At 67.5% G+C, this 18,322-nt stretch carries 17 protein-coding genes and 1 pseudogene; 5 read left to right on the forward strand and 13 right to left on the reverse strand.

Annotated features, from left to right (window positions below; genetic code table 11):
• Window positions 1-2: 2 nt before the first annotated feature.
• From ASD37_RS22185 to ASD37_RS22200, 4 genes are read right to left on the reverse strand one after another with little or no spacing between them, the layout of a single operon-like run.
• Entirely contained in the window at window positions 3-1,292 is a 1,290-nt protein-coding gene (locus tag ASD37_RS22185; RefSeq protein WP_056556551.1) for an MSMEG_0569 family flavin-dependent oxidoreductase, read from the reverse strand.
• A complete protein-coding gene (locus ASD37_RS22190; protein WP_056557510.1) occupies window positions 1,289-1,588 on the reverse strand; it encodes an MSMEG_0570 family nitrogen starvation response protein in 300 nt (99 codons plus the stop codon). The genes ASD37_RS22185 and ASD37_RS22190 overlap by 4 nt, the downstream gene beginning before the upstream one ends.
• Complete coding sequence (locus ASD37_RS22195) at window positions 1,581-2,471, reverse strand: carbon-nitrogen hydrolase family protein (protein WP_056556554.1); 891 nt, start codon at window positions 2,469-2,471, stop codon at window positions 1,581-1,583. The genes ASD37_RS22190 and ASD37_RS22195 overlap by 8 nt, the downstream gene beginning before the upstream one ends.
• A gap of 10 nt (window positions 2,472-2,481) precedes the next feature.
• Window positions 2,482-3,003 (reverse strand): MSMEG_0572/Sll0783 family nitrogen starvation response protein, encoded by a 522-nt coding sequence (locus tag ASD37_RS22200; RefSeq protein ID WP_056556557.1) that lies wholly within the window; start codon window positions 3,001-3,003, stop codon window positions 2,482-2,484.
• A gap of 194 nt (window positions 3,004-3,197) precedes the next feature.
• Here ASD37_RS22200 and nei2 point away from each other — a divergent pair, with 194 nt between their 5' ends.
• The gene (gene nei2 / locus ASD37_RS22205) at window positions 3,198-3,968 is read left to right on the forward strand and encodes an endonuclease VIII Nei2 (protein ID WP_056556560.1); all 771 of its coding nucleotides are present in this window, start codon (window positions 3,198-3,200) and stop codon (window positions 3,966-3,968) included.
• Window positions 3,969-4,043: 75 nt separating this feature from the next.
• Here nei2 and ASD37_RS22210 read toward each other — a convergent pair whose 3' ends face one another.
• Both ASD37_RS22210 and ASD37_RS22215 read right to left on the reverse strand, forming a co-directional pair.
• Complete coding sequence (locus ASD37_RS22210; RefSeq protein WP_235568523.1) at window positions 4,044-5,084, reverse strand: acyl-CoA desaturase; 1,041 nt, start codon at window positions 5,082-5,084, stop codon at window positions 4,044-4,046.
• Between the two features lie 140 nt (window positions 5,085-5,224).
• Window positions 5,225-6,298 carry a ferredoxin reductase gene (locus tag ASD37_RS22215; RefSeq protein ID WP_056556563.1) on the reverse strand — a complete coding sequence of 358 codons (1,074 nt, stop codon included), beginning with the start codon at window positions 6,296-6,298 and terminating at the stop codon, window positions 5,225-5,227.
• Between the two features lie 69 nt (window positions 6,299-6,367).
• Between ASD37_RS22215 and ASD37_RS22220 the strand changes: the two genes are divergently transcribed.
• From ASD37_RS22220 to pip, 3 genes are read left to right on the forward strand one after another with little or no spacing between them, the layout of a single operon-like run.
• Window positions 6,368-7,051 (forward strand): TetR family transcriptional regulator, encoded by a 684-nt coding sequence (locus tag ASD37_RS22220; protein WP_056556565.1) that lies wholly within the window; start codon window positions 6,368-6,370, stop codon window positions 7,049-7,051.
• 24 nt (window positions 7,052-7,075) lie between these two features.
• Window positions 7,076-7,861, forward strand: coding sequence for an enoyl-CoA hydratase/isomerase family protein (locus tag ASD37_RS22225; protein ID WP_056556568.1), 786 nt, complete (start codon window positions 7,076-7,078; stop codon window positions 7,859-7,861).
• 5 nt (window positions 7,862-7,866) lie between these two features.
• Window positions 7,867-8,817 carry a prolyl aminopeptidase gene (gene pip, locus ASD37_RS22230; protein ID WP_056556572.1) on the forward strand — a complete coding sequence of 317 codons (951 nt, stop codon included), beginning with the start codon at window positions 7,867-7,869 and terminating at the stop codon, window positions 8,815-8,817.
• Here the strand turns inward: pip and ASD37_RS32365 are convergent.
• The 5 genes and pseudogenes from ASD37_RS32365 to ASD37_RS22255 all read right to left on the reverse strand — a co-directional run bounded on the left by ASD37_RS32365 (window position 8,801) and on the right by ASD37_RS22255 (window position 15,341).
• Window positions 8,801-10,205, reverse strand: a pseudogene (locus ASD37_RS32365) (HNH endonuclease signature motif containing protein). The gene pip and the pseudogene ASD37_RS32365 overlap by 17 nt on opposite strands.
• A gap of 240 nt (window positions 10,206-10,445) precedes the next feature.
• Entirely contained in the window at window positions 10,446-11,216 is a 771-nt protein-coding gene (locus tag ASD37_RS22240; protein WP_056557514.1) for an SDR family NAD(P)-dependent oxidoreductase, read from the reverse strand.
• Between the two features lie 4 nt (window positions 11,217-11,220).
• Window positions 11,221-12,072: a pseudouridine synthase gene (locus tag ASD37_RS22245; RefSeq protein ID WP_200959977.1), complete on the reverse strand. Its 852-nt coding sequence runs from the start codon at window positions 12,070-12,072 to the stop codon at window positions 11,221-11,223.
• Between the two features lie 20 nt (window positions 12,073-12,092).
• Window positions 12,093-13,844, reverse strand: coding sequence for a glycerol-3-phosphate dehydrogenase/oxidase (locus ASD37_RS22250; protein WP_200959978.1), 1,752 nt, complete (start codon window positions 13,842-13,844; stop codon window positions 12,093-12,095).
• Between the two features lie 81 nt (window positions 13,845-13,925).
• The gene (locus ASD37_RS22255) at window positions 13,926-15,341 is read right to left on the reverse strand and encodes an NAD(P)H-quinone dehydrogenase (RefSeq protein WP_056556583.1); all 1,416 of its coding nucleotides are present in this window, start codon (window positions 15,339-15,341) and stop codon (window positions 13,926-13,928) included.
• An 81-nt stretch (window positions 15,342-15,422) separates the two neighbouring features.
• Between ASD37_RS22255 and ASD37_RS22260 the strand changes: the two genes are divergently transcribed.
• A complete protein-coding gene (locus ASD37_RS22260) occupies window positions 15,423-15,908 on the forward strand; it encodes a gamma-glutamylcyclotransferase (protein ID WP_056556586.1) in 486 nt (161 codons plus the stop codon).
• On the opposite strand, the gene ASD37_RS22265 is transcribed toward ASD37_RS22260, so the two are convergent.
• Window positions 15,905-17,074, reverse strand: a complete 1,170-nt coding sequence (locus tag ASD37_RS22265) for an amidohydrolase (RefSeq protein ID WP_056556589.1) — start codon at window positions 17,072-17,074, stop codon at window positions 15,905-15,907. The genes ASD37_RS22260 and ASD37_RS22265 overlap by 4 nt on opposite strands.
• Window positions 17,071-18,255 (reverse strand): M20 family metallopeptidase, encoded by a 1,185-nt coding sequence (locus ASD37_RS22270; protein WP_056556592.1) that lies wholly within the window; start codon window positions 18,253-18,255, stop codon window positions 17,071-17,073. Before ASD37_RS22270 ends, ASD37_RS22265 begins: the two co-directional genes overlap by 4 nt.
• Window positions 18,256-18,322: the final 67 nt, after the last annotated feature.

Here is an 18,322-nt window from a genome sequence, read left to right on the forward strand (position 1 = left end):
TCTCAGCGGGCCACGGCGAGGCGGCGGTGGGCGCTTGTCGCGGACTGGCGTCGGAGATCGTCGACGACCGTCGTCGCAATGTGTTTGGCGTCGCGGTCGACGCCGAGGAACCGACCGGAACCCCACGTGTGCATCCACGGCAGTCCGACGAAGGACAGGCCCTCGACCTCCGTGACGCCCCGGTTCTGCATCGGCCGCCCTCCGCCGTCGAAGGCGCTGGCCTCGATCCACCGGTAGTCGGGCCGGTAGCCGATCGCCCAGACGATGCTGGTGACGCCCGCGGCAGCCAGGTCGAGTTCGGTGACCTCCGCCTCGGGTCCCCACACCGGGGTATACCGGGTGGCCGGCGGCGCCGTGATCCCTTCCCGTTCGATGAACGCGTCGATGTCGGCGCAGATCGAGTTGTAGGTCGCGTCGGCCCTGTCGAGCGCATGCTGCAGCGACGGCTCGAAGGTCAGCCGGGCGTCCCTGCCGTGACCGAGGGTGCCGTAGAGCCGCATGCCCTCGGCGGCGAACCGACGCAGGTCGATGTCGCGCCCGCCGTCGCGACCGGTGACGTAGTGGTTGGTCTTCTCGATGGCCGCCTTGCCGCCGGGATACTCGGGCGCGGGCTTGTCGTAGAGCCCCATGTCGGCGAGCCAGGTCATGCAGTCCCGGCCGCGGTAGAACCGGGCCACCCGCGGTGCGCTGCCGACCGCGAGGTGCACCTGCCTGCCCTCCAGGTGAAGGTCCTCGGCGATCTGAGCACCGGACTGTCCGGTGCCGACGACCAGCACCGCGCCATCGGGCAGCTGATCGGCGTTGCGGTACTGCTCCGAGTGGATCTGGGTGATCGAGCTGTCAAGCGACGCCGCGAACGCGGGAAGCACGGGGATGGGATAGCCACCGGTGGCCACCACCGCGTGGTCACACGTCAACGTCTCCTGGCCTGCCTCGGTGGCCAGCGTCAGCTCGAAACCGCCTGCGGCACGGCGACGCAACGTCGTGACGCGGGTGTGGGTGCGCAGCGGCGGCTCGAAGGTCTGCAACCAGCCGTCCAACCACCGGACGACCTCGTCGCGGGTCATGAAGCCGTCGGGGTCGGGCCCGTCGTAGGCGTAGCCCGGGAGCTTGCAGTGCCAGTTGGGCGTCACCAGGGTGAAGTTGTCCCAGCGGGTGTCGGCCCAGGCGTGCACCGGGGTCTTGGCCTCCAGCACGACGTGGTCGACGCCCTCCTGCAGCAGGTACCAACTCACCGACAGGCCGGCCTGACCGCCACCGATGACTGCGACGGACACGTGTTCGGCGGTCATGACGTCTTCTCCAGACCTGGGTGCATGGCGACGACGCGGATCGTGGCGTCACCGGGGTATTGCGTTGCGGCGGAGCTGATTTGCTCCGTCGTCGCGGCGGCCGAGGTGCACGCGAAGCCGAACTTGGCCCGCACGCGTTCGCTGGCCTCCTGCAACGCGGTGGCGGATCGGTCGACGAAGTCCGCCACGGTGTAGTCCGAGCCGGAGGTCAAATAGTCGTGCATCACCAGGCTCGGCGAGTAGCAGCGCTGCACCCGGCCGTCGGGCCACCGCACGTCGAAGGTCATCTCAGGCATGCGCGAGTCCCTGCCACTGGGCTGCACCCTCCGCGACCACCGGTCCGTAGACGTCGGGCCTGCGGTCGCGCAGATGGAACATGCCCGCGCGCATGGCGCGGAACGTGCCGTCGACGTCAACGTCCGCGACCGCCATCCCGCTGCCGAGAAGCGTTGTGGCTAGCACGTTTCCGCCGGGGTCGACAACCTTGGCGTTGCCGACATAACGCAGCGAACCAAACGTGCCACTCTGGTTGGAGGCGATCCAGAACACCTGGTTGTCCAGCGCCCGGGCCGCGTCGAACAGGTTGAACCGGTACGTCCACCGGTCGTCCTGCAGGTTCTCCGCGGTCGCCGTCCGAGCCGCCGGCCACGCCGACAGGCTGGCGATGATCTGGGCGCCCTTGAGCGCCATGATGCGGGCGGCCTCGGGAAAGGCCTTGTCGTAGCAGATCTGCAGCCCCACCCGACCGACGGGCGTGTCGAACACGTCGTAGTCGGAGCCCGCCGAATAGGACATGCCCTCACCGAGTGGCTGGTGCACCTTGCGATAGGTGCCGTACACCTGGCTGCCGTCGAGCACCGCCGCTGCGTTGTAACGGGTTTCGCCGTCGGCGTCCAGTTCGCAGAAACCGATGGCGACAACCAGATCACCGACGATCTGCCGCACCCTGGCGATCTCGGGCCCGTCGATGCGAATGGCCGGCGGCAGCGACCGGGTCGTCGTCTTCACCGTGTCGCCGTGGTTGCCCAACGACGAGAGGTATCCACCAATCGCAGCCTCCGGCAACACCATGAAGTCGACGCCCGCGTCCCTGGCCTCCCGAGCCAGGGAGTCGATCAAGGCGTAGTTCTGTTCGAGGTCGCGGGTGAAGTTCGCCGCGACCGCCGCAAGCTTGGTCATCTCGATCCGCCTAGACCATGTAGGTGGAGTTGACGATCGCGCCCTTGCGCGCGTAGTAGATGAGCGCGTCCTGCACGTCGAGCGGGTGGGCGGGGATGACGCCCTCGATCAGGTCTTCTTCGCGTCCGCCGTGCAGCGCGAGACCGAAACGGCAGCAGAACACCGTGCCACCCTCGGCGATGAATGTCGCCAGCGAGTCGTTGATGTTCTGCTCGCCGGGGAAGCCCGAGTCGCCAGTCTTCGGGAAGCCGCGGGTGGCCAGGCAGTTGATCGATCCGGGCCCGTAGAAGTAGAGAGCGGAGTCGAAGCCCTTGCGCAGCGCCCTGGTGGCCTGCAGCACCGCGACGAAGCTGACCGACGATTCGTGGGCGATGCCGTGCACCAGCGTGAAGTAGCTCTCGCCCTCTTCGGCCTGGTAGTCGGGGAAGATCTTGGTGCCGCCGTAGATGTTGGACCCCTTGGGCAGCGACGGGTGCGGGATTTCGGCGAGCGAGGTCTTGATCTTCTCGGCGATCGAATCGTCAAACGACATGGCTGACTCCAGGATTCTCGGGATGCGGGTTCTTCGAACTCGGCGACGCTGCCGGCGGGCCAGGTGATTTCGGCTTGACCCAATTAGAGGAGCCGCACGTTTCCGAATGGTCATCGCAGGAATACGTTTCGGTTATCCGGAGCTCACACCCGACACGAGGGTGTAACAAACGGCGGTACGGGTAGGTTCACCCCATGCCAGAAGGTGACACGGTCTTCCGCGCCGCGGACAAGCTGCGGACCGCCCTGGCCGGCAAGATGCTGACGCGGTGTGACGTGCGGGTGCCGAAGTTCGCCACCGTGGATCTCACCGGCCAGGTGGTCGACGAGGTGCTCAGCCGCGGCAAGCACCTCTTCATCCGCGTGGGGGACGCAAGCATCCACTCGCACCTGAAGATGGACGGCGCGTGGCTGGTCGACGGTCAGATCCGCCGCATCCCCCAGCACAAGGTGCGGATCATCCTGGAAACGGCCGACTCTCGCGCCGCCGGCGTCGACCTCGGGGTGTTGGAGATCTTGCGGCGCGATCTGGACATGGACTCCGTCGCACACTTGGGCCCCGACTTGCTTGGCGACGACTGGGAGCCACGGGTCGCCGCGGCCAACCTGACGGCGGATCCGGCCCGCCCACTGGCCGAGACACTGCTGGACCAACGGGTGATGGCCGGCGTCGGCAACGTCTACGCCAACGAGCTGTGCTTCGTATCGGGACGCCTGCCGAGTTCACCGGTGAGCGCAGTGAAGGATCCGCTGCGGATCGTCCAGCGCGCCCGGGACATGCTGTGGCTCAACCGCTCCCGCGTCAACCGCACCACCACCGGCAACACCAGGGCGGGCAGCGACCTGTGGGTGTACGGCCGAGTCGGGCGACCATGCCGCCGCTGCGGGACGACCATCGAATCCGACCGTGCTCAGGTCACCGGCACCGAGCGCATCTCGTTCTGGTGCCCGGTCTGCCAGACGTAGAACGCGCCGAGACTGCGGTTGTTGACGAAGATCCCGTGAAATCCGTCAACAACCGCAGTCTCGGCGCGATTTGACTCAGTTCCAGGGCAACGCCAGCTTGCAGATCTTGCGGACCACGGTGCCGAACTGCTGCGGCAGCGGGCCCTTGTTGTAGGGAATGCCGTAGCGCTCGCAGATCTCCTGGACCTCTTGCGAGATCTCGGCATGCCGGAAGGCGGGGATGTCGGGGAACAGGTGGTGTTCGATCTGGAACGACAGATTGCCGCTCATCACGTGGAAGAGCTTGCCGCCGGTGAGGTTCGCCGAGCCGAGGATCTGGCGGAAGTACCACATTCCGCGCGTCTCGTTGGCGGTCTCCTCCTTCGTGAACTCCTGTGTGCCGTCGGGGAAGTGGCCGCAGAAGATGATCGCGTAGGACCAGATGTTGCGAATCAGGTTGGCCGTCAGGTTGCCTGTGAACACCCACGGCGCGAACGGACCGGCGAGCAGCGGGAAGGCCACGTAGTCCTTCAACGTCTGGCGCTTCACCTTGCCCCAGATGCCCTTCAGCGTCTCGCGCTTGTCGGCGATGCTGATCTCGCCGGAGCGGATGCGCTCGGTCTCCAGCTCGTGCAGCGCGACGCCGTACTGGAACAGCACCATCAGCAAGAACGCGTAGACCGGGTTGCCGTAGTAGTACGGCGTCCACCGCTGGTCTTCGCTCATCCGCAGGATGCCGTAACCGATGTCGCGATCCATGTCCACGATGTTGGTGTAGGTGTGATGCATGTAGTTGTGCGAGTGGCGCCACTGATCACTCGGGCAGGCCGAGTCCCACTCGAAGTTGCGACCGGCGAGCGCCGGATCGCCGGTCCAGTCGTACTGGCCGTGCATGATGTTGTGGCCAATTTCCATGTTGTCGAGGATCTTCGACGCGGCCAGCATCGCGGTGCCCGCGATCCACGCCGGCGGGAGGATGCCGGCGAACAGCATGGCCCGGCCGCCGACCTCGAGTGCGCGCTGCGCCTTGATGACTCGGCGAATGTAGGTGGTGTCGCGCTCACCGAGGTCGGCGACGACTCGCTCGCGCAGTGCGTCCAGTTCGGCACCGAACGCGTCGGCCATCTCCGGAGTCATGGTGACGGACTTGCCGCCGACGACCTTGGTGATCGCCTGACGGATGGGTTCGGGCAGGACGTCTGCGACGTCGGCCTCGATGTCGGCGGTGGGCTTCTCGAGCATGGCGGTCATGGCGATCTCCTTCTCGGGGGATTGGGTTAGAGGGCTAGTTCGACGTCGCCGACGGGGACGGTGACGCAGATCTGCACGTCTTCCTCGTCGGCCGCGGAGACGGCACCGGTGATGCGGTTCTTGACCGCACCGCTGGTCTTGCGCCGGGTGCAGGTGTGGCAGATGCCCATTCGGCATCCGCTCTGCGGCGACAGCCCGGCGGCTTCGGCCTGTTCGAGCAGGGAGCGACCGTCGTCGGTGACCTCGACGCCGCTGTCGGCGAAGGCGATCGTTCCGCCGGACGCCTCCGCGGGGACCTCGAACACCGGGGGGACGAAGCTCTCGAAGCTGGCGTCCGGGTAGTGCGCACGGACGGCGTCGACCAGCGCGGGTGGCCCGCACACGAAGACCGCGTCCGGAGCCGGCGCGTCGGCGATGTGCTCGGGTCCGAAGTAGCCCGTCAGATCGCCGGCATCAGCTTCACGCGAGTACCCGTGCAGCACCCGAACACCCGGCAGGGCGTCGAGTTCGATGCGGTAGCACGCCTCCTCGGCGGTGCGGGCGTAGTGGATGAAGGTGACGTCACTGTCCGCTGCCTCGCGGACCAGCGTTCGCACCATCGACAGCACCGGGGTGATCCCGCTGCCGCCGGAGACGAACAGGATGTTGCGGGGACGCTGCGTCGGGAGGGTGAAGTCCCCGCCGACTACGTCGAGGCCGACGACCATCCCGGGCCGGGCATTGCGGAACAGGTGCCGCGAGACCACGCCCTTGTCGTGCACGCCGACGGTCAGCTCGACGAGCCGATCCCCCTCGGCGTTGGCGGGTGAGTAGCAGCGCGTCTGCTGACGTCCGTCGACCTCGACGGTCACGTTGACGTGTTGGCCCGCGCGCAGGGCCGGGCCGGCCGCAAAGGCCGCGTTGGGTTCAAGAATCAGGGTGACGCTGCGGGGCGTCTGGCGGCGGACCGCGACCACCTTGGCGCGGCAGTCCCCCAGCGTCCACGTGGGCTCGACGAGCTCCGTGTAGCGATCGACGCCGTGCGGTCCGGTGAGCAGGTCTACCAGAGGCGACCGCAGCACTCTGTCCCGCAGGCTCAGCGTCTTCGTTTGAGTGAACATGTGTATACCGTGCGCTCACGGGACGCGACCGTCAATGGATTCGAGCAGGTTGTGGTAGGTTTCACAACAGTGAACGATCGTACGCCCAGTTCACGATCGTCCCGGTCGGGACGCTCGGGATCCTCCCGCTCTCGCGACACGTTGTCCCGCGAGGAACGCAAGGAGGCGACTCGTCGTGCCATCGTGGCCGGTGCCCTGCGACTCCTGGAGGAGCGCAGTTTCAGCGCCTTGAGCCTGCGTGAGGTGACCCGTGAGGCGGGCATCGTCCCGGCCGCGTTCTATCGGCACTTCGACTCCATGGAAGCACTTGGCCTCGTCCTCATCGACGAGTCGTTCCGCGCCCTGCGCGACATGCTGCGCGGCGCGAGAGCAGGCAAGCTCGACCCGAGCCGGGTCATTGAATCGACGGTGGACATCCTCGTAGCCGGCGTCGCCGAACGCCGTGAACACTGGCGCTTCATCGCCCGCGAACGCAACAGCGGCGTGACGGTGCTGCGTTACGCCATCCGTACCGAGATTCGACTGATCACCTCGGAATTGGCCATCGACCTGACCCGCTTCCCCGGTCTGAACTCGTGGAGCGCAGAGGACCTGAACATCCTGTCCAGCTTGTTCGTGAACTCGATGATCGTGATCGCCGAAGCCATCGAGGACGCGCCCGATCAGGCCGCACTCGACGACATCCGCCACACCGCCGTCAAGCAGTTGCGACTCATCATCGTCGGGATCAGCGGATGGCACAGTAGCGACTGAGTACCGCCCATAGGCTGGGTCGCTATGTCCCATCTCGAGCTGAGCCGTCCGCGCCCCGACGTCGCCGTCATCACGCTCAATCGCCCAGACAAGCTCAACGCGCTCAACTTTGGCCTCGTCGAGGAACTCCATCAGACACTCGACGAGGTCGATGACGACGATCTGTGCCGCGTCGTCGTGCTCACCGGGGCGGGTCGCGGATTCTGCTCCGGCCTGGACCTGACCGACCCGTTTCCCGACGACGCGCGCCGCGGACTTTCCTTCCCACGTTCGAGCATGCGCTGGCAGGAACGCATCGCAGAGCTCACCGTCAAGTTGAGCACCCTGCGTCAGCCGGTGATCTCGGCCGTCAACGGTCCGGCCTACGGAGGCGGGTTCGCCCTGGCCATGGCATCCGACATCCGCATCGCCGCGCCGTCGGCTCGGTTCTGCACCCAGTTCATCAAGCTCGGACTCGGCGGCTGCGACATCGGGGTCAGCTACACGCTGCCCCGACTCGTCGGGGCCGGCCAGGCCTTCGACCTGATTCTCACCGCACGCACGGTCGAGGCTGACGAGGCACTGCGCATCGGCCTGGTGTCACGCGTCGCAACGGGTCCCGTGCTGGACGAGGCACTGGCCATCGCCGAAACCCTCTGTGAGTACGGCAAGTTCGGCCTCGAGTCCACCAAGCAGGTGTTGTGGGCGAATCTGGAGGCACCCAGCCTGCAGGCGGCGTTGCACCTGGAGAACCGCAGCCAGGTGCTGTCTACGACAACTGGAGAGCTGACCCAGGCGACGTCTGCCTTCACCAGTCGCAAGAAGAGTTGACGTTGATGTATCCGGAGATCGAACCGTATGCCTCCGGCCTGCTGGACGTGGGCGACGGCAACCAGATCCATTGGGAGACATCAGGCAATCCCGACGGTGCACCTGCACTGCTCGTGCACGGCGGTCCGGGGTCGGGTTGCGTGCCGGGGATGCGACGGCCGTTCAACCCGGAGCTGTACCGCATCATCGCCTTCGACCAACGCGGCTGCGGCCTCAGCACACCCCATGCCGCCGACGCCGCGGTTGACCTGGGCGGCAACACGACTCAGCACTTGATCACCGACATGGAACTGTTGCGGGAGCACCTCGGGGTGCAACGCTGGCTGCTGGCGGGCTGGTCATGGGGCACGACGCTGTCGTTGGCCTACGCCGAGCAGCACCCCGACCGAGTCACCGCGCTCGCGCTGACGGCCGTAACCACCACTGGGCCAGCCGAGGTTGAGTGGATCACCCGTGACGTCGGGCGACTCTTCCCGGAAGCATGGTCGCGCTTTCGCGACCAGCTGCCCGAAGAGGACCGCGACGGCAGCCTCGTCGACGGTTATGCCCGATTGCTCGCCGACCCGGACCCGCGGGTGCGCGAGAAGGCCGCCCGCGATTGGTGCGATTGGGAGGCGAGCCACGTCGACGTCGACGGCACACGTCCGCCGCCGGTCCGCTACGGCGACCCCGTCTACCGAATGTGTTTTGCGCGCTTGGTGACTCACTATTGGCGGCACGCCGCGTGGCTTCCCGACGGGGAGCTGCTGCGCAACGTCGGGCGCATCGCCCACCTGCCCGCGGTGCTGATTCACGGTCGCCTCGACCTGAGCTGCCCGTCGGAGATCCCGTGGCAGCTCGCGCAGAGGTGGCCCGCCGCCAGGCTGCACCTGGTACCTGGCGTCGGGCACAGCTCCGGCGGCGTGATGGCCGACCACCTCGTCGACTTCCTCGACGACCTCAGCCGTCGGGTGTGACCAGCAGTCGTTCGGGGTGGTGGAGGTAGTTCAGCCGGGCTTGCCCGACGTCAATGGCCGGTGGGGGTATCCATTGGACGCCGTCTGGGCCGACGGTGACCGTCCAGCCTTCTTCGGCGAGGCGGTTGTCCCCGCCGCAGGCGAAGACCACTTCGTCGATGTTGGTTTGTCCATTCTTGGCCCAGCCGTTGGTGTGATGGACCTGCGCCCCGTACCCGGGGACGGTGCAGCCGGGTTTGGTGCACCCACGGTCGCGGGCGTGGAGCACGATCCGCTGCCCCACCGACGCCAGCCGTTTGGTGCGGCCGAGGTAGAGGGCTTGGTTGGTGTGTTTGTCGAACACCGCCAAGTAGTGGTGAGCGTGGGACGCCATCCGGATCACGTCCGCCATCGGGAGCAGCGATCCACCGCCGGTGACACCGCTGCCGCGAGGACGGACCGTCCGATTGCCCCAGTTCACCCGAGGCCAGGACGGACCGTCCGATGGCGATCAGCGCGTCGTGGTTGCGTTGCCCGACGGTGCGGTCATCGGCGTCGATCTGCTCCTGTGACGGTGTCCCCGACGTTCGCGGTTCGTGGTCGGCCGGGTTGCACATCCCCGGCGCTGCGTACTTGGCGAGGATTGGTTCGACGATCGCCCGCGCTTCGGGATCGAGCAGTGCGGTCAGTGTGGTCATGCCGTCGGCCTGCTGCGGACCCATCCGGGCGTAGCGTTTGCGGGCCCGCTCCACGTCGTCGGGCTTCTGGGGATCGAGCAGTGCGGTCAGTGTGGTCATGCCGTCGGCCTGCTGCGGACCCATCCGGGCGTAGCGTTTGCGGGCCCGCTCCACGTCGTCGGGCTTCGGGCCGTCCTGGTCGATTGCCGTTAACAGTTCCTTGGCCGCCTTGGCCAACTCCTCCGGCCCGGTGCCGGACCCGATTTGGACCAACGCCTTCTCCGAGAGCTCCCGGACTTCCGGGTCCACCCACCCGGGAAGCCCGTCGAGAAACCCTCGAATCTCGGTGACGTGCTCGGGCCCCAACGCCCCGCGGGCTTGCGCGCTCGCGGTGGGTGCCAGCTTGGGGTCCAACGGTTGCCCGTTCAGCGTGGTCCGCGGTCCGAGATCCTCCGCGTCGCAGATCCGGCGGCGGACCTCCTTACCCGAGATCCGCAACCGCTGAGTCAGCACGCTGCCCAAGGACTTCGCGCCCAACTCCACCGGGGAGGCTTCCTGCAACCGGGCGATCACCTGATGCCCCACCGCCGGCAGCTGCCACGTCACCGTTTCCAGTTCCCCCAACAACTCCACCAACTCGAGGTGGGTGAACTGATCACACTCCAGGTCGACGAGTTCGGCGACGGCAGCACGGATCCCCGCGACCGCTGCGGTGACCCGATCCGAACTCATACCCGAACACTAGTACGACCCACCGACAAGGAACCCGGATATGTGACACCTGAAACCGAAGTGACACAAGAGGATTGGGCCCGTCCTCAATTCGCTCAGAGGCGGGCACTCGCACTCCCCGGCGGAGAGCCTCCCCGGTTGGCATAAAGGACTTGACGTCCGCGCGAGCGTGCGCACACTCCGACGTCCACCCGGCCCGTCGCCCGCAGACACGCACGCTCGCGGGGAAGAGCGGGACACCTAGCGCGGGGTGCCGCCGCCGTCGACGATGATCATCGTGCCCGTGATGTAACTGCCTGCGTCAGAACACAACAGCAGTGCGGAGCCGACCAGTTCGTCGGGAGACGCCAGCCGCTTCATCAGCGTCCCGCGGGTCATGGCGTCGATCGCTTCCTGCGGGTTGTTGCGCATCATGTCGGTGTCAATGGGACCTGGCGCAATGGCGTTGACCCTGATGCCGTCACCGACGAAGGCCGCAGCCATCGACCGGGTGTACGACATCAGCGCGGCCTTGCCCGCCGCGTAGATCGACAGGTCGGCGGCGAAGCCGAAGGCGCCGACCGAGATCATGTTCAGTACCGCGGCGTGATCACTCTTCTTCAAGTGCGGCAACGCCTTTTGCGTCAGGAAGACCGGGCCGCGGACGTTGACGTCGTTGGACTTGGCCCATGCCTCGACGGTCATCTCGCCGAGCGGCTGAGCCAAGGCGTTGGCGGCGTTGTTCACCAGCACGTCGACGCCGCCGAACTCCGCCACGGTGCCGTCCACCAGGACGTCCAAACCCTCGACGTCACCGGCGTGGACGGGGATGCCGATCGCCTGCCCGCCAAGGCCGCGAAGATGGGCGGCCGCCTCCTCGCAGGCGTCGGCTTTGCGACTGGCCACCACCACGTTGGCACCGGCGAGCACGAAACCCTCCGCCAACGAAAGCCCGATGCCCCTGGTGCCTCCCGTCACGATGACGGTGCGGCCGGTCATGTCGAAGAGTGCGTCGAATGCAGTGCGATCCACCAAGTCAGTAGAACACGTCGCCGTCGAGCGACCTTGCGCTCTCGAACGACCGGCTGACCTTCGCCACCGGATCGTCGAACTCGAGGCGGTGAGCCAGCAGCTGCAACGGTCGCGTGAAGTCGTCCGGCGCGACGTCGAGCACGTCGGGGTACAACGGGTCGCCAAGGATGGGCAACCCCAGCGACGCCATGTGCAGACGCAGTTGGTGGGTGCGCCCGGTGCGCGGGGTCAACCGGTACAGGCCCTCACCAGACAGCAGCTCGACCAGCGTCTCGGCATTCGGCTCACCCGCCTCCTCGAACGCCTGCAACCTGCTGCGTTCCTTGATGATTCGGCTCCGGACCGTCAAGGGGAAGTCCAGCCCCGACTCCTCCGCTCTGGCCAGATAGGTCTTGCGCACCTCGCCGCGCGCGAACATCGTCTGATAGGCCCCGCGAACCTCGCGGCGCACCGTGAAGAGCAGCACCCCAGCCGTCAGCCGGTCCAACCGATGCGCCGGCGAGAGCTCGGGCAGGTCGAGTGAGCGCCGCAGTCGCACCAGCGCCGTCTCGGAGACGTGCCCTCCCCGCGGCATGGTCGCCAAGAAGTGCGGCTTGTCGACGACCACGATGTTGTCGTCGCGATACAGGACGGGCACGTCGAACGGGACGGGGATCTCGTCGGGCAGGTCGCGATACAGGTACACGTCCGCATTCGGCGGAAGCACCGTCGCCGCACCGACGACGGTTCCGTCCGCGCACACCACCTCGCCAGCAAGCACTTTCGTCGCCGCTGCCTCGCCGAACCGGTCGGCCAGTTCGACAAGCACCGCACCCCCGCGCAACCTCACCCGAACCGGCCCGAGGCCGTCCCGAATGGGAAGGGGCGGAGGGTGTCTCACGTCAAGGGCACGGGCTCGAGAATCTCGGCACGCGCCTCGGGTGCGGCGGCACGCAAGGCGTCGGCCGACTCGTCGTCGGCCCGAGTCTGCGACAACACCTCGGCTTCGACACGTGCCCGATACGTGTTCACCTCGCGGTCGACGTCCTCGGCGCTCCAACCCAGCACGGGTGCAACGACTTCGGCGACTTCACGGGCGCAGTCGACGCCGCGGTGCGGGTATTCGATCGAGATGCGCATGCGCCGCGCGAGGATGTCCTCGAGATGCAGGGCCCCCTCGGCCGCCGCGGCGTAGTACGCCTCGACCTTGAGGTATACGGGCGCTTCGGTGATGGGCGCCAACAGTTCTGGACGACCCTCGGCCATCGCCAGCACCTCGCCGATCAACGAACCGTAGCGGTCCAGCAGATGCCGGACGCGGTACGGGTGCAGGTCGTAGTGCGCCCCGACGTGCTCGGTTTGGTTGATCAGGGCGAAGTAGCCGTCGGCGCCCATCAGCGGCACCTTCTCGGTGATCGACGGCGCCACCCTGGTCGGGACGAACTCCGCTGCCGCGTCGATCGCGTCCTCGCCCATCACCCGATACGTCGTGTACTTGCCGCCGGCGATGGAGACGAGACCCGGCGACGGCGTGGCCACCGCATGCTCACGCGAAAGCTTGGAGGTCTCTTCACTTTCCCCCGCCAACAACGGTCGCAGCCCGGCGTAGACGCCGTCGATGTCGTCGTGGTTGAGCGGGGTGGCGAGCACGGTGTTGACCGTCTCGAGGATGTAGTCGATGTCGGCCTTGGTGGCGGCGGGATGCGCCAGGTCGAGATTCCAGTCGGTGTCGGTGGTGCCGATGATCCAGTGCGTGCCCCACGGGATGACGAACAGCACCGACTTCTCGGTCCGCAGGATGATCGCGACTTCGCTGACGATGCGATCGCGGGGCACGACGATGTGCACACCCTTCGACGCCCGCACGCGGAAGCGGCCACGCTCCTTGGACAGGGCTTGGATCTCGTCGGTCCAGACGCCGGTGGCGTTGACCACCACGTGGCCGCGAACCTCGGTGGACGCACCGTTCTCGGAGTCACGCACGCGCACGCCGGTGACCCGGTCGCCCTCGCGCAGCAGTGCCACGACCTGCGTGGAGGTCCGCACCACCGCGCCGTAGTGAGCGGCGGTGCGGGCCACCATCATGGTGTGCCGGGCGTCGTCGACCACGGTGTCGTAGTACCGGATTCCGCCAATGAGGGAACTACGCTTCAGCCCGGGCGCCAGGCGCAACGCACCGCCCTTGAGCAGATGCTTCTGGGCGGGCACCGACTTGGCGCCGCCCAGCTGGTCGTAGAGGAAGATGCCCGCCGCGATGTAGGGCCGCTCCCACAACCGGTGGGTCAACGGGAACAGGAACGGCAAGGGCTTGACGAGGTGGGGAGCCAGCGTCGTCAGGGACAGCTCGCGCTCGTGCAGCGCCTCGCGGACGAGACCGAACTCGAGCTGCTCCAGATAGCGCAGGCCGCCGTGGAACATCTTCGACGACCGACTCGAGGTGCCCGACGCGAAGTCGCGCGCCTCGACGAGCGCCACCTTGAGCCCGCGGGTGGCGGCGTCGAGTGCCGCCCCAGCGCCCACGACGCCACCTCCGATGACGACGACGTCGAACTGCTCACTGCCGAGGCGTTCCCACGCCTGAGCCCGCCACTCGGGGCCGAGGAGAGTCTGGCCGTTACCAGGGCCGGGGATCGGTTCGACTGCGCCGATGGTTCGCTCACGAGCGTCGCTCACGGCCATGCACCTTCTCGTTACTCGTCGGTAGGCGTACGGATCCGAGCCTACGTGGCTTCAGTCCAGATCGTCGTGAGCCATCAATCTTCGGGCGGCCTCGACCGTCGACCCGGAGAGCGAGGGATACACCGACAGCGTCTGCGCGAGGTCGGTCACCGATATCCGGTTCTGCACGGCGAGTGCGATCGGCAGGATCAGTTCCGACGCGATGGGGGCGACGACGACCCCGCCGATGACGACGCCGGTCGCCGGGCGGCAGAAGATCTTCACGAAGCCGCGGCGCAACAACGACATCTTCGCTCTGGCATTCGTGGTCAACGGCAGCATCAGCGTGCGGGCCGGGACCGTCCCGTCGTCGATCGCGGTCTGCGGCACTCCGACCGCGGCGATCTCCGGCCTGGTGAAGACGGCGGCCGCGACGGTGCGCAACCGAATTGGCGACACCCCCTCGCCCAGCGCGTGATACATCGCGATGCGGCCTTGCATCGCGGCCACCGAGGCCAGCGGCAGCAGGCCCGTGCAGTCGCCAGCGGCGTAGATGCCTGCCGCGGACGTGCGCGACACCCGGTCCACCGACAGGTAGTTGCCCCGGCTCAGCTCGATCCCGACCTTCTCGAGCCCGAGGCCTTCGGTGTTGGGCACGGAGCCGACCGTCATCAGTGCGTGGCTGCCCTCGACCTTGCGACCGTCGGCCATCGCCACCACGACGCCGTCGCCGCTGCGGGTGACCGACTCCGCGCGCGCGTTCTTGACCAGCTTCACGCCTCGTTCGTTGAAGGCCTCCTCCAGCACGGCGGCGGCGTCGGAGTCCTCGTGCGGAAGGATCTGGTCGCGGCTGGCCACCACGGTGACCTTGACGCCCAGCTCGGTGTAGGCGCTGCAAAACTCGGCCCCCGTGACGCCCGAGCCGACGATGACGAGGTGTTCGGGCAGCTCGGAGAGGTCGTAGAGCTGACGCCAGTTCAGGATCCGCTCGCCGTCGGGAGCGGCATGAGGCAGCACACGGGGACGGGCGCCGGTGGCGATCAACACGACGTCGGCCTTGAGCACGCCGACCTTGCCCTCGGTGGTGGTGACCTTCACCCGGTGGTGAGCCATGCCGGGGAGGTCGTCGACGAGCTCGCCGCGCCCGTGCACGATCTGCACGCCCTCGCGCAACAGGTTGGACCCGATGTCCGCGGACTGCGACCGGGCCAGCGTCTTCACCCGGTTGTGAATCTGCGGCAGCGAGATCTTGGCGTCTTCGATCTTGATGTCGAAGCCGAGCCCGTCGGCGCGCCTCAGCTCGGTGCGCACCCCGGTCGACGCGATGAACGTCTTCGACGGGACGCAGTCGAAGAGCACGCAAGCGCCGCCGATGCCGTCGGAGTCGACGACGGTGACCTGCGCTACGTCCGGGCCGCGGCCCGCTGCGACGAGTGCAGCTTCATACCCGGCGGGACCGCCGCCGATGATCACGATGCGGGTAGCCACGGGACCAACTTAGTCTGCTGTGTCCAACTCAACCCGGTGGTTAGGCGACTGCGCCAAGTTGGACCCCTTAGGCTTACCGCCGTGCCGATCTACGCCGCCTACGGATCGAACATGCATCCGGAGCAGATGTTGCAGCGTGCACCCCACTCGCCCATGGCGGGGACGGGGTGGATTCACGGGTGGCGACTCACCTTCGGTGGCGAGGACCTCAGCTGGGAGGGCGCGTTGGCGACCCTCGTCGAGGATCCCACGTCGAAGGTCTTCGTCGTCCTCTACGACATGACCAAGGAGGACGAGGAGAACCTCGACCGCTGGGAGGGCTCGGAGCTCGGCTTCCACAAGAAGATCCGCTGCCGGGTACACCGCGAAACCTCCGACACCAGTACCGATCCGGTGCTGGCGTGGCTCTACGTCGTCGACGCGTGGGAGGGCGGCATCCCGTCGGCCCGCTACCTCGGCGTGATGGCCGAGGCCGCCGAAATCGCCGGTGCGCCAGCGGAATACGTGCACGACCTGCGCACCAAGCCAGCCCGAAACATCGGCCCCGGACCCAGCCAGGGCAGTTAGAACGCCGCGCTCTGCTCGATGATGTTGGTGAACACCTGCACGCCGACGCCCAACGCCCGCTCGTCGAGGTCGAACGTCGGCTGGTGCAGGTCGAGCTGCGGCCCGACGCCCGGCCAGACGCCCAGCCGCGCCATCGCGCCGGGGACGTCTTCGAGGTACCAGGAGAAGTCCTCGCCGCCACCGGATTGGCGGGTGTCGGTGAGGACGTCGGGACCGATCGCCTCGATCGCGTGGGTGAAGATCCGCGTCGACACCGACTCGTTCACCACCGGTGGCACCCCACGCCGGTAGTGCACGCTGTACTGCACCTGCAGCGGGGCCAGGAGCGACGAAACGATCTCGCGGACAAGCTCTTCCATCACCACCCAGGCTTCACGACTTGCGGTGCGAATGGTGCCCGCGATGCTGCCCGTCTGCGGGATGGCATTCGCCGCGACGCCCGCGTTGACCGCGCCCCACACCATGACGGTGCTGTTGCGTGGGTCGACCCGGCGTGACAGGACGCCGGGGACGCCGGTGATCAGGGTGCCAAGCGCGTACACCAGATCGCCGGTCAGATGGGGTCGCGAGGTATGCCCGCCCGGTGAGTGAAGGGTGATCTCGACCTGGTCGGCCGCGGAGGTGATCGGTCCGGGCCGGATGGCGACCTTGCCGACCTCCAGACGAGGATCGCAGTGCAGCGCGAAGATTCGCGACACCCCGTTCAAGGCACCCGCCGCGATGGCGTCGATGGCGCCGCCCGGCATCAACTCCTCGGCCGGCTGGAAGAGCAGCCGTACGCCGACCGGAAGCTCGGGGACCGACGCCAGCGCCAGGCCCGCGCCGAGCAGCACCGCGGTGTGTCCGTCGTGCCCACAGGCGTGCGCGACGCCGGGCGTCAGCGACGAGAACGGCAGACCCGTGCGTTCGGCCATGGGCAGTGCATCCATGTCGGCCCGCAGCGCGATCCGCGGCGCGTGTTCTGGCCCGAAGTCACACGTCAGGCCGGTGCCACCCGGCAGCACCTTGGGATTGAGCCCGGCGTCGGCCAGCCGCGACGCCACGAACTGAGTGGTGTCGAACTCCTGGCGCCCCAGCTCGGGGTGCTGGTGGATGTGCCGTCGCCAGGCTACGAGCTCGTCGTAGTGGGCGGCCAACCATGCGTTGGTCGAATCTTGAATGCTCATGCGTTGTCCCGCTCCGTCTTGAGCTGGCTCACCCTGTCGCGTTGCGCGGGTGTCTCGGCGAGCTCCACGACGGTGCGGGCCAGCATGACGGCTCCCTCGATGACGGCCTTGTCGGCGCTCGGCCCGGCGGCGGCCGCCGCGAACGCCTGCTGATGGATGGATGCACCGTCGGCGTCGATGCCGACGATGGGATGAATGCCCGGCATGAGCTGCGTGACGTTGCCCATGTCGGTACTGCCGAGCGGTAGTGCCGCCTCGAATTCAGCCGCGACGGGCGTCCTGCCGAATCGAACCATCTCGGCGCGGAAGACGTCGGCAAGCCACTTGTCGGGCGTCAACTCGAGGTACGACGGCTCGGTCGCCTCGACCTGATGACCGCAACCCGTGGCCACCGCCCCGGCCAGAAAGCAGTCCCACATCCTGGCTTCCAACTCCTTGAGCGATCCCGCGTCGTTGGCCCGCATCGTGTACTGCATCTCGGTGCGGGCCGGGATGACGTTGGTGGCCTGCCCGCCGTCGGTGACGATGCCATGCACCATCTGACCCGGCGCGAGCTGTTGCCGCAGCAGACCGATCGCCACCTGGGACACCGTGATGGCGTCGGCGGCGTTCAGTCCGAGGTACGGCGCGACGGCCGCGTGGGCTTCGCGACCGAGGTACTCGACGGCCACCTGGGACAGCGCCAGCGACCGCGCGCGGGCGATGTCGATCGGGCCGGGGTGCAGCATCACCGTCGCCGCGACGTCGTCGAACACGCCGGCGTCCAGCATCAGCGCCTTGCCGCCACCAGCCTCCTCCGCGGGGGTGCCGAGGAGGACGACGGTCAGGTCGAGCTGGTCGGCGACCTCTGCGAGCGCCAGCGCCGTGCCCACCGCGGAGGCCGCGATGATGTTGTGCCCGCAGGCGTGGCCGATGCCAGGCAGTGCGTCGTACTCCGCGCAGATGCCGACGACCAGCGAGCCGCTGCCGAAGACGGCCCGGAACGCGGTGTCCAGCCCCGCCACCCCGGCGGTGACCTCGAAACCGCGCTCGGCGACCAGCGCCTGGGTCTTGGCGCAGCTGCGATGTTCGGCGAACGCCAGCTCCGGCTCGGCGTGAATCGAGTGGGACAGCTCGACGAGATCGCCACGCCGTTGCTGCACGACGTCCTCGACGATCGTCGACGCGGTGGCGGTGGGCATCGAAGCAGTATCTCACCGTCCGTTTGTTCTTCGCGCAAGCGCTCATGGGAGGGCACGGACCGTCGAG

The organism is Mycobacterium sp. Root135, assembly GCF_001426545.1.
Taxonomy (GTDB): domain Bacteria; phylum Actinomycetota; class Actinomycetes; order Mycobacteriales; family Mycobacteriaceae; genus Mycobacterium.